Annotated in this window: 8 protein-coding genes; 6 read left to right on the top strand and 2 right to left on the bottom strand. The window is 71.8% G+C overall.

Going from position 1 to position 11340, the window contains the following annotated elements; genetic code table 11:
- Both AB0B35_RS06410 and AB0B35_RS06405 read left to right on the top strand, forming a co-directional pair.
- On the top strand, positions 1-3143 hold a 3143-nt coding region (locus AB0B35_RS06410; RefSeq protein ID WP_361041442.1), incomplete at its 5' end, for a HAMP domain-containing protein.
- Positions 3144-3231: 88 nt separating this feature from the next.
- A complete protein-coding gene (locus tag AB0B35_RS06405; RefSeq protein WP_361041584.1) occupies positions 3232-3780 on the top strand; it encodes a response regulator in 549 nt (182 codons plus the stop codon).
- 106 nt (positions 3781-3886) lie between these two features.
- Here the strand turns inward: AB0B35_RS06405 and AB0B35_RS06400 are convergent, their stop codons facing one another.
- Positions 3887-6184, bottom strand: coding sequence for a SpoIIE family protein phosphatase (locus AB0B35_RS06400; protein WP_361041439.1), 2298 nt, complete (start codon positions 6182-6184; stop codon positions 3887-3889).
- Between the two features lie 194 nt (positions 6185-6378).
- Between AB0B35_RS06400 and AB0B35_RS06395 the strand changes: the two genes are divergently transcribed.
- The 3 genes from AB0B35_RS06395 to AB0B35_RS06385 all read left to right on the top strand — a co-directional run bounded on the left by AB0B35_RS06395 (position 6379) and on the right by AB0B35_RS06385 (position 8489).
- Positions 6379-6693 carry an STAS domain-containing protein gene (locus tag AB0B35_RS06395; protein WP_360541290.1) on the top strand — a complete coding sequence of 105 codons (315 nt, stop codon included), beginning with the start codon at positions 6379-6381 and terminating at the stop codon, positions 6691-6693.
- A gap of 98 nt (positions 6694-6791) precedes the next feature.
- Positions 6792-7511: an ATP-binding protein gene (locus AB0B35_RS06390; protein ID WP_361041437.1), complete on the top strand. Its 720-nt coding sequence runs from the start codon at positions 6792-6794 to the stop codon at positions 7509-7511.
- Between the two features lie 204 nt (positions 7512-7715).
- On the top strand, positions 7716-8489 hold the full coding sequence (locus tag AB0B35_RS06385) for a SigB/SigF/SigG family RNA polymerase sigma factor (RefSeq protein WP_361041434.1): 774 nt from the start codon (positions 7716-7718) through the stop codon (positions 8487-8489).
- 78 nt (positions 8490-8567) lie between these two features.
- Here the strand turns inward: AB0B35_RS06385 and argS are convergent, their stop codons facing one another.
- Complete coding sequence (gene argS, locus AB0B35_RS06380; RefSeq protein WP_361041431.1) at positions 8568-10289, bottom strand: arginine--tRNA ligase; 1722 nt, start codon at positions 10287-10289, stop codon at positions 8568-8570.
- Positions 10290-10579: 290 nt separating this feature from the next.
- On the opposite strand from argS, the gene AB0B35_RS06375 reads away from it, so the two are divergent.
- Complete coding sequence (locus tag AB0B35_RS06375; RefSeq protein WP_361041429.1) at positions 10580-11326, top strand: class I SAM-dependent methyltransferase; 747 nt, start codon at positions 10580-10582, stop codon at positions 11324-11326.
- The last annotated feature ends 14 nt before the right edge of the window (positions 11327-11340 follow it).

Below are 11340 nucleotides of genomic sequence, written 5' to 3'. Positions count from 1 at the left end.
GCACGGTCAACACGATGGTGGACCAGCTCAGTTCGTTCGCCGACGAGGTGACCCGTGTTGCCCGTGAGGTGGGTTCGGAGGGCAAGCTCGGCGGTCAGGCGCAGGTGGCCGGTGTGTCGGGCACGTGGCGGGACCTGACCGAGAACGTGAACCAGCTCGCGGGCAACCTGACCGCGCAGGTCCGCAACATCGCGCAGGTGACCACGGCGGTGGCGCAGGGTGACCTGTCGCAGAAGATCACGGTCGACGCGCGGGGCGAGATCCTGGAGCTGAAGAGCACGGTCAACACGATGGTGGACCAGCTCAGTTCGTTCGCCGACGAGGTGACCCGTGTTGCCCGTGAGGTGGGTTCGGAGGGCAAGCTCGGCGGCCAGGCGCAGGTGCGGGGCGTGTCGGGCACCTGGCGCGACCTGACCGACAACGTCAACGTCATGGCGTCGAACCTGACCGCGCAGGTCCGCAACATCGCGCAGGTCGCCACCGCGGTGGCCCGGGGCGACCTGTCGCAGAAGATCGCCGTGGCGGCGCAGGGCGAGATCCTGGAGCTCAAGGACGTCGTCAACACGATGGTCGACCAGCTGTCCGCGTTCGCCGACGAGGTGACGCGTGTCGCGCGTGAGGTGGGTTCGGAGGGCAAGCTCGGCGGCCAGGCGCAGGTGCCCGCGGTCGCCGGCACCTGGCGCGACCTGACCGACAACGTGAACTTCATGGCGTCGAACCTGACCGGCCAGGTCCGCAACATCGCGCAGGTCACCACGGCGGTGGCCAAGGGCGACCTGTCGCAGAAGATCACCGTCGACGCGCACGGCGAGATCCTGGAGCTGAAGAACACCGTCAACACGATGGTGGACCAGTTGTCGTCGTTCGCCGACGAGGTGACGCGTGTTGCCCGTGAGGTCGGTTCGGAGGGCAAGCTAGGCGGCCAGGCGCAGGTGCGCGGTGTGTCGGGCACCTGGCGGCACCTGACCGAGAACGTCAACCAGCTCGCCTCGACGCTGACCACGCAGCTGCGGGCCATCGCCCAGGTGTCGACGGCGGTGACTCGCGGCGACATGACCCAGCGCATCTCGGTCGAGGCGCAGGGCGAGGTGGCGGAGCTGAAGGACAACATCAACCAGATGATCGTGACGCTGCGCGACACGACCAAGAAGAACGCCGAGCAGGGCTGGCTGGACTCGAACCTGGCCCGCGCCGGTGAGCTGCTGCAGGGCCAGCGGGACCTGGAGCAGGTCTCCCGAATGATCATGTCGGATGTGACGCCGCTGATCGAGGCGCAGATCGGCGCGTTCTTCCTGTCCGAGCCCGAGGGCGACGACATCCGCCTGCAACTGACGGCGGCCTACGGTTACGCCGGCGGCGGCAGCTCGGCGCACTACGCCGCCGGTGAGGGCCTGGTCGGCCAGGCGGCCGTGGACCGCCGCACCATCCGGGTCGGGGCCGGGCGCACCAAGATGACGGTGCGGTCGGGCATCGCCGACACCAAGGTCTCCGATCTGATCCTGGTGCCGATCGTGTTCGAGGGCGAGGCGCTGGGTGTCATCGAGTTCGGCAGCGTCACCCCGTTCTCCGAGCTGCACCTGGACTTCCTGGACCGGCTCGCGGGCACGCTGGGCATCGCGCTGAACACGATCCTGGCCAACCGGCGCACCGAGGAGCTGCTGGCCCAGTCGCAGCGGCTGGCGCAGGAGCTGCGCGACCGCTCGGTGGAGCTGCAGCGCACCAACAACGAGCTGGAGGAGAAGGCGGCCCAGCTGTCGGAGCAGAACCGCAACATCGAGATCAAGAACCGGGAGATCGAGCTGGCGCGGCTGGGTCTGGAGGACAAGGCGCGCCAGCTGTCGGCGGCTTCGCAGTACAAGTCGGAGTTCCTGGCGAACATGAGCCACGAGCTGCGTACGCCGCTGAACTCGCTGCTGCTGCTGTCGCGGCTGCTGGCCGACAACCCGGAGGCCAACCTCACCCCGAAGCAGATCGACTTCGCGCGGACCATCCACAGTGCCGGGTCGGACCTGCTGGCGCTGATCGACGACATCCTGGACCTGTCGAAGATCGAGGCCGGGCGCATGGACGTCGAGCCGGGCGAGGTGCGCTTCCAGGACATCTGCGACTACGTGGAGCAGGCGTTCCGGCCGCAGACCGAGGAGAAGCGCCTGGAGCTGGAGCTGACCCTGTCCGGGCAGCTGCCCGCCGGGATGATCACCGACGCGCAGCGCCTGCAGCAGATCCTGCGCAACCTGCTGTCGAACGCGGTCAAGTTCACCGACTCGGGCACCGTCCACCTGGAGATCGGGCCCGCGCCGGCCGACCTGGTGTTCGAGGAGCCGTCGCTGAGCCAGTCCGGGGAGGTGGTGATGTTCGCGGTGCACGACACCGGGATCGGCATCTCGGCCAGCAAGCTGGCGCTCATCTTCGACGAGTTCCAGCAGGCCGACGGGACGACCAGCCGCAAGTACGGCGGCACCGGCCTCGGCCTGTCGATCAGCCGGGAACTGGCGCGGCTGCTCGGCGGCACCATCACGGTGACCTCGGCGCCGGGGCAGGGTTCGACGTTCACGCTGTACCTGCCCGGCATGCTGACCGGGCCGACGACCGCGCCGACGATGCCGCTGGTGCCGGTGCACGCCGGAGTCGGCGCGCCGGTCGGGGCGGTGCCGGTGAGCCCGACGGCGCAGGCGCACTACGCGACGCCGGTGTCACGGCCCATCATCAGCCGGCCCGCCACCGACACGCTCGGCGACGAGGTCTCGTCCACCCTGGACGGATCCCGCGTGCTCATCGTCGACGACGACGTGCGTAACGTCTTCGCCTTGGCCAGCGCCCTGGAGCACCACGGCATGCAGGTCCTGTACGCCGACAACGGCAACGACGGCATCCAGCTGCTGGCCGAGCACCCGGACATCGACATCGTGCTGATGGATGCCATGATGCCCGAGCAGGACGGCTACGAGACGACCCGGATCATCCGCCGCAACCCGCACCTGACGGCGCTGCCGGTGGTGTTCCTGACTGCCAAGGCGATGCCGGGCGACCGGGAGGCGGCCCTGGGCGCGGGCGCCAGCGACTACATCACCAAGCCGGTCGACCTGGACGAGCTGCTGCGTTTGATGGCGCGCTGGATCGGGCAGCAGGGGGACAAAGCATGAGCGAGCTGTGCGAGCGCATCGGCAGGCTCGGTGACGCTGTCGACGAGCGCGGCGAGGAGACAGCGTGACCGAATTGGAGGCGGGTCTTCTGACGGCGAAGGTGCTGCTGGTCGACGACCGGCAGGACAACCTGATCGCGCTGGAGGCGATGCTGCAGGGGCTGCCGGTGGAGCCGGTCGCGGTCGCCAGCGGCGAGGCGGCGCTCAAGCGGCTGCTGGTCGACGACTTCGCGGTGATCCTGATGGACGCGCAGATGCCGGGCCTGGACGGGTTCGAGACCGCGGGGCACATCAAGCGCCGGGAGCGCACCCGGCACATCCCGATCATCTTCCTGACCGCGGCGGACCGGGACGCCCGGCTGGCGCTGCGGGGGTACGCCGCGGGCGCGGTCGACTACCTCACCAAGCCGTTCGACCCGTGGGTGCTGCGGGCGAAGGTGGCGATCTTCGTCGACCTGTGGGTCAAGACGCAGCAACTGCGTCAGCAGGCGCAGCAGTGGGCCCGGCTGTCGGGCGCGGCGCAGGATGCGGTGCGGCTGCTGGAGGAGCCCGGCCTCGACAACGTCGAACGGGCCCGCGAGGCGCTGCGCGCCGCCCTGCCGCACGACCCCGAGCCGCTGACCCGCCGCGCCCGCTGACCGGCGGCGCCCCGGGCCCCCACCTGCCGCAACTCTTGAAGAGTCGTGGTCGTCTGCAGGCCTGATGCCGCGACTCCTTTATTGTTGCGGCATCAGGCGGGGCGGGTCAGGCGGCGGAGATCTCCAGGGCGATCAGGCACGCCTCGTCGTCGCGTTCGGGCGGGGTGAGCTGCCACAGGCCCGCGGTGCCGTCCTTGCGGTACGCCCCCGCGACCCGGGCCGCGAACTCGGCCAGCGGGTCGCGTTTGCGTTTGTGCAGCACCCCGTCGGTGAACGAGACGAAGCTGTCACCGGGCTCCAGGCGCAGCGTGTGGGTGTCGAAACGCTGCCCGTCGAGCAGGCCCAGCAGCGGCCCGGCGGGATCGTCGACGACGGTCGCCGTGCCGTCGCGGACCAGCAGCGGCTGCAGGTGGCCCGCCGACGCCCAGTGCAGCGTCCGGTCCGCGGGCTGGTAGTGCCCGATGAGCAGGCTGGCCAGCGGCCCGTCGGGCGCGCCCATCAGCATGCCGTTGACGATGCGCAGGATCTCCGCGGGCGCGGTGCCGGCCGCGCCGAGGGTCACCACCGGGAACCGCAGCCGCACCACCGCGGCCGCGGCGACCAGGCCGGTGCCGAACGCGTCGCCGATGACGAACAGCAGCGAGCCGTCGTCGAGCCGTTCGGCGTCGCAGAAGTCGCCGCGCAGCTGCGTACGCGGCGCGGTGGCGGCGTAGTGGCGGCCGGTGACCTCGGCGTCGGTCGTCTGCAGTACCAGGTCGCGGCCGGGGTAGAGCAGCCGGGTGAGGTTGGCGGTCAGCGACTGCTCGGCGGCGAGCTGGATCTGCCGGGCCGCCGACACGGTCTCGCTGCGCGTCCAGCGGTCCTCGGCGGCGTGCTGCTCGCTGACGTCGTGCAGCACCAGGCGGATCAGCCGGATGTCGTCGCCGGCGAGGTCGGCTTCGGCGAACACCCGCACCGGCACCACGCCGTGGGCGGAGTTCAGCCGCAGCAGGGCCAGGTCGGGCCGGCCCTGGGCGAGCCCGGCGAGCAGCTCACGCAGCAGGCCGCGGTCGGCGGCGGCGAAGAACGACCCGAACTTGTCCAGGGTCGTCGGGCCGTGTGCCGGGTCGCGGCCGACCAGCGGGTACAGGCCGGGGGACCAGACCGCGTCGCCGGCCTGCAGATCCCATTCGGCCCAGCCGGAGCGGCTGAGCGTCTCCAGCCGCGCCATCCGGGCGTCGTTGCTGACGGTCGCGTCGATGCGTTCCCAGGAGGCCAGCAGCGCGTCGCCGACGCGGGCGGCGCGGCGGTTGAGGATGACGCGGCGGGGCCTGCCGTTGACGAGGGCGTCCTCGACGACGGCCTGGCGGGCGAAGGGCACGTCGTCGGTGAGCAGTTCTACGTAGGCGTCGAAGACGCCGTTGACGCGCAACCGCGGGTAGACGTCGAGCAGCAGGCGGCCGACGGTGTCGCCGTCGGAGGAGCGCACCGCGGGACCGGCGGCGGCGATGACGAAGTCGGTGACCGTGCCGTGCTCGTCGCGTACCGGGGTGAGCAGGTGGCCGAGGCCGCCCATGACGTCGAGGGCGCCGGTGAGCCATACCGGCAGGGAAGCGGCCCTGGTGCCGGCGGTGGGCCACAGCCGGCGTACCGCCCGGCCGGTCCCGGCGGCGAGCCGGTCCAGGAAGGCCAGGTCGGTGGCGGTGAACTCGCGGGGCTCGCCCCAGACCAGCGACAGCACGCCGACGACGTGGTCGCCGACGGCCAGCGGGTAGACGGCACGGGCCGGGCCGGGGCCGATGAGCACGAAGTCGTGCGGCTGCAGGCCGTCGAGCAGCAGGGGCCGCCCGGTGCGCACCGCGGCGCCGACGGTGGTGTTCAGGGAGCTGGGGGAGCGCCGCCATTCGCTGGCGACCTGCGCGGGCCAGCCGTGGCTGGCGACCAGGCGCACCGAGCCGTCGGTCTCGGCGGAGAACAGCGCGGCCGCCGCGCCGGGCTGGTCGCCGAGCCCGATGGTGACCAGCGCGTCGGCCAGGGCCGCGAAGTCGTGGGCGGCGTCGAGCGCGGCCAGGCATTTGCGCAGCACCCGCCCCTGGGCCTGGGGCAGCGGCCGGTCCGGGGCGTCGTCCAGGCCGACGACGGTGCGCAGGTCGGCGGGGCCGTCGCCGGGCAGGTCCAGCGCCGCAGCGGCGGGCGGGCGCGGGTCCTGGGCCTCGGCGGTGTCGGGCACGGTCGCGCCGACGAGGTCGGCGGCCAGGTCGACGACGCTGATGTTGCGCTGCTGCGACATCGCCGACAGGCGGCCGAACGCGGTCTCCGGGTCGCAGCCGAAGCGCTCCGCGAGCAGGCCTTTCGCCTGCTCGATGAGGCCGCGGGTGCGCATGGCCCGGCGCAGGCCGGCGAGTTCGGCCTCCAGACGCTGCACGCGGGAGACCCAGTCTGCCTCTGCGGGCCGAGGTTCGCCTTGCCGTGCCATGATTCGTACTCTGCCCATCGCGATTCGCGCCGAAACGGTGATCCCAGCATTGTCCGGCAGGAGCGGGGCCGCGGGGACGGCGGGTGTGCGAACCGGGCCGGGCGTGCGTTAATGGAACTGTTTCAGGTGGCGGAGGGAGCGGGATGGACCGGGGTTTCGGGGTCGAAAGGGTCGTGGACGCGGACCGCATCGTGGTCAAGGTCCGCGGCGAGATCGACCTGATGACCGCGGGCAGCCTGCGCGACGAGCTGTGCGACGCGGTCAAGCAGTCCCCTGAGGTGGTGGTGGACCTGCAGGGTGTGGGCTTCCTCGACTCGACCGGGGTGCGGGCGCTGTTCGACGCCTACCGTTCGGCCAACGAACTCGGCCACCGGTTCTATGTGACCGGTGCCCGGCAGTGGGTCGCCAAGGTGCTCGACGTGACCGGTGTCGGCAAACTGCTGGCCCCGCCCGCCTGAGCCGCGCCCGCGCCGCGGGACCCATGCGGACGTTTTCGACTTTTCTCGCCCGGGCAGGCTTGGCCGCCGTGCCGGAGGGGCACGTGAGGAGTATGCCCATGCTGGTGTGCCACGTGCGGCGGCAACAGCCGTTCGCCGTCGTCGCGATGGCCGGCACTCTCGACCAGGACACGCTCATCCAGGCCGGGGTCACGCTGGCCGACTGCCTGGCCGCGCAGCCGGAGGCCGTCGTGCTCGACCTCGCCGACACGCGGTGTGCCGACGAGCGGCTCGTGCCCTGGCTGCACCGTGCCGCGGTCAGCGCCACCCGCTGGCCCGGTATCCCGATCATGGTCGCCGCGCCGCCGTGCCCGGTGCCGGTGGCGCATCCGGGCCTGGCCGTCTACGACGACGCCGGCCTGGCCGAGAAGGCCGCCGAGGCGCTGCCGGTCAGCCCGCGCCGCTCGGTGACGCTGCCGCCCACCCCCGCCAGCTGCGCCCGCGCCCGCGACCTCGCGCAGCGTGCCTGCGCGGCGTTCGGTCTGCCGCGGCTGGGGCAGCTCGCCCAGCTGCTCGCCTCGGAGCTGGCCGCGAACGTGGTCACGCATGCGCGCACCGACATGGAGCTGACGCTGCGCCGGGCGGGCGACGGGGTGATCGTGGCGGTCCGCGACGGCGATCCGCGGCTGCCGCACGAGCCCGGCCCTGAGGACCGCGGGGCCGGACTGGAGCTGGTGTCAGCGATGGCCACCGATTGGGGAAGCCTGCTGACCAGCGGCGGAAAGGTCGTGTGGGCCCTGGCGTCAGTGGCCGAACCGCGGCGCGCCACGGTTTCCTGAGGGCCTTCCGGCGTATAGTGGGAAACCTGCCGTGGCAACGGCAGCGTGGCCGGGGCGACCGGGCCGCGTACGGCGCTCTAGCAGCAGGGCGCCGGAACCCGCCAGGAAAGGCCTGCCGGCCCGTGCGGTGCACGGGTGACGCGTGCAGGCGATGGCAGGTAACAAACGATGCGAACCGCTACCGTTTCGTCCCCGAAGTCCGCCGTGAGCGCCGTCGACGTGCTGGCGAAGTTCGAGGACGCTTTGCTGCTGCTGCACCGGCTGCCCGACGGCGACACCGGCCGGGGCAGGCTGCGTGACGAGATCATCTGCGGGTGCGCGCCGGTGGCGCGCCGCCTGGCGATGCGTTTCCGCAACCGGGGCGAGGACGTCGAGGACCTCGTCCAGGTGGCCACGATCGGCCTGATCAAGGCCGTGGACCGGTTCGAACCGGACCGCGGCGTGCCGTTCGCCAACTACGTCATGCCGACGATGCTGGGCGAGATCAAGCGCTACTTCCGCGACCGGACCTGGACCCTGCACGTGCAGCGGTCCCTGCAGGAACTGCACCTGGCGGTGTGCCGGGCGATCCCGGAACTCAGCCAGTCCCTGCAGCGCACGCCGAGCGCCGAGGACATCGCCGCGCACCTGGGCGTCAGCGAGCAGGAGGTGCTGCGCGGCATGCAGTGCGCCGCGGCGTACACCGCCAGCTCCCTCAACGCGCCCGCCACCGGTGACGACGGCGACGGCGAACTGCAGGATTTGCTGGGCGAGAACGACGACACCCTGGAGGCGCTGCCCGAACGGGAGGCGCTGCGCCAGGCGATCGACACTCTGCCCGAGCGCGACCAGCGCATCCTGCGGATGCGGTTCGTGGACAACCTCACCCAGTCGGAGATCGCCGATCAGGTCGGTGTCTCCCAGATGCACGTGTCCCGCCTGCTGTCCCGTGCCTTCCAGGCCCTGCGGGAGGAACTGACCACCGCCGACGCCGTATGACGGCGGCCCTGCAAGATGCGGCGGGCGGGGTGAACCTGGGTTCACCCCGCCCGCCGCACCGTCTCGGCTCACACCAGGTCACATGCGCTCGGGGGCCTCGATGCCGAGCAGGGCCAGGCCCTGTGCGATGACCCGGGCGGTGAGGTCGCACAGCAGCAGCCGGCTCTCCCGCACCGCGCCCTCTGCCTTGAGGACCGGGCAATTGTCGTAGAACGCGGTGTACGCCCCGGCCAGGTTCTGCAGGTAGCCGGTCAGCCGGTGGAACTGCAGCGTCTCGGCCGCGTCGGCGACGACCGCGGCGAAGCCCAGCAGTTCCATCGCCAGCGCGCGCTCGGCGGGGGAGCCCAGCAGCACCGCGGCGGCGCGGTCGGGGCTCACCGCGCCCCGGCGGAAGATCGAGTTGATCCGGGCGTGGGTGTACTGCAGGTACGCGCCGGTGTCGCCGGAGAACGACAGCATCCGGTCCCAGTGGAAGCTGTAGTCCTTGATCCGGTCGCTGGACAGGTCGACGTACTTGATCGCGCCGATGCCGACCATGCGCGCGACCTCGGCGCGGGTGTCGGCGTCCAGCTCCGGGTTCTTCTCCGCCACGATGGCCGCGGCCCGGGCCACCGCCTCGTCGAGCAGGTCCACGAGCTTGACGGTGTCGCCGGCCCGGGAGGCGAGCTTCTTGCCGTCGGCGCCCAGCACCTGGCCGAAGCCGATGTGCTCGGCGCGGGCGGGTGCGGCCAGCCAGCCGGCTTCGCGCGCGGACTGGTACACCATCTCCAGGTGCTGATGCTGCGGCGAGCCGACGACGTACAGCAGCCGGGTGGCCTTGAGGTCCTGGGTGCGGTGCCGGATCGCGGCCAGGTCGGTCGCGCCGTAGCCGTAGCCGCCGTCGCGTTTGCGCACGATGATCGGCATGGGTTCGCCGTCGCGGCCGGTGAAGCCGCGCGGGAACACGCACAGCGCCCCGTCGCTCTCGCGCAGCAGGCCCAGGCCGTCGAGGGCGTCGACGACGGGGGCGAGCAGGTCGTTGTAGTACGACTCGCCGAAGAAGTGCTCGGCGGTCAGGGTGACGCCGAGCTTGTCGTACACGGCGAGGAAGTACTTCTCGCTCTCGTCGACCAGCAGCCGCCACAGCCGCAGCGTCGTCGGGTCGCCGGACTGCAGCGCCACCACCCGCAGCCGGGACCGCTCGGCGAACGCCGGGTCGGCGTCGAACTTGACCCGTGCCGCCCGGTAGAAGCCGTTGAGGTCGCCGACCGACAGCTCGTGCGCGGCCTCGGTCTCGCCCAGGTCGAGCAGGTGCTCGATGAGCATGCCGAACGGGGTGCCCCAGTCGCCGACGTGGTTGGCGCGCCGGATGTCGTGGCCCAGCCAGTCCAGGGTGCGGGCGGCGGCGTCGCCGATCACGGTGGAGCGCAGGTGGCCGACGTGCATCTCCTTGGCCACGTTCGGCGCGGAGTAGTCGATGATCACGGTCTCCGGCGCGGCGGCGGGCGGCACGCCGAGCCGCTCGTCGCCGCTCATCGCGCCGACCAGCCCCGCCAGCGCGTCGTCGCGCAGCTTCAGGTTGATGAACCCCGGTCCGGAGATCTCCGCCGTGGCGACCAGGTCGGCCAGGTCGGCGCGGCCGAGGGCGTCGGCGGCGATGTCGCGCGGGGCCCGGCCGAGCCGCCGGGCCAGCGGCAGCGCGCCGTCGGCCTGGAAGTCGGCGTGCTGCGAGCGGCGTACCACCGGGTCCACCGGCTCGCCCGCGACCGCCGCGAACGCGGCCGCCAACCGGTCGTTGAGCAGACTCTCCAGATCAGTCACGTGAACTCAGCTCTCTCGCGGGAAACGGGCAGGGGCGTGCCGGGGCAGCGTCGCGCCGGGCAGACCAGGATTGCGGAGAAGGGCAGTGCCGTACGCGGAGACGCGTCAGCGAGCTGCCACGATTCGTCGTCGCTCGATCACGACGACGCGGCCCGGCCGGCGCACGACAACACGGCCACACCGGCCGGCGCGCATCTCAGCAGGGAACACGCCACCCACCCTACCGCAAGAAGGAAGGGCACCTTGTTAATGGTATGCGTAGCGCAAGGGCGCCTTCCTAACATGGCCGCATGACCGACGACACGCATTACCGGTTCTACGGGGAGTTGGCGCGGTGGTGGCCGCTGATCTCACCGGTCGAGGAGTACGCCGAGGAGATCGCGTTCGTCGCGCCGCTGCTGGCCTCGGCGTCGATTCCGGTGCGCGAGGTGCTGGAGCTGGGCAGCGGCGGCGGCCACAACGCCGCACACCTGGGCGAGCGGTTCACCATGACGCTGTCGGACCTGTCTTCCGAGATGCTCGACGTGTCGCGGCGGCTGAACCCGGGCAGCGAGCACCACGTCGGCGACATGCGCACGCTGCGGCTGGGGCGCACCTTCGACGCGGTGTTCGTGCACGACGCGGTGTCCTACATGACCGGCGAGGACGATCTGCGGCAGGCGATCGCGACCGCGTACGCCCACTGCCGCCCCGGCGGCGTCGCCGTGCTGCTGCCCGACGAGACGACGCAGACCTGGGCGCCCGGCGCCGACCACGGCGGCGTCGACGGCCCGGACGGGCGCGGCGTGCGTTTCCTGGCATGGTCCTGGGACCCCGACCCCGCCGACACCTGGACCGTCACCGAGTACGCGTTCCTGCTGCGCGAGGCCGACGGCAGCGTGCGCACCGTGCACGAGACGCACCGGACCGGGCTGTTCGCCCGCGAGGTGTGGCTGAAACTGCTCGCCGAGGCCGGGTTCAGCGCCGAACTCGTCGTCGAGCAGACCACCGAGGACCGCACTCCCCGCGACTGCTTCGTCGCCCACCGCCCCGCCTGAGCGCGCCGGACAGT

It is taken from the genome of Catellatospora sp. NPDC049133 (assembly GCF_040648455.1).
Classification (GTDB): Bacteria; Actinomycetota; Actinomycetes; order Mycobacteriales; family Micromonosporaceae; genus Catellatospora; species Catellatospora aurea.
Note: the sequence above shows the minus strand (reverse complement) of the source record. Positions and strands in the feature narration are given on the sequence as shown.

Coding starts and splice junctions, on each gene's coding strand:
- AB0B35_RS06395 (WP_360541290.1), top strand. CDS start 6,379: ATGGACCGGGGTTTCGGGGTCGAAAGGGTCGTGGACGCGGACCGCATC.
- AB0B35_RS06390 (WP_361041437.1), top strand. CDS start 6,792: ATGCTGGTGTGCCACGTGCGGCGGCAACAGCCGTTCGCCGTCGTCGCG.
- AB0B35_RS06375 (WP_361041429.1), top strand. CDS start 10,580: ATGACCGACGACACGCATTACCGGTTCTACGGGGAGTTGGCGCGGTGG.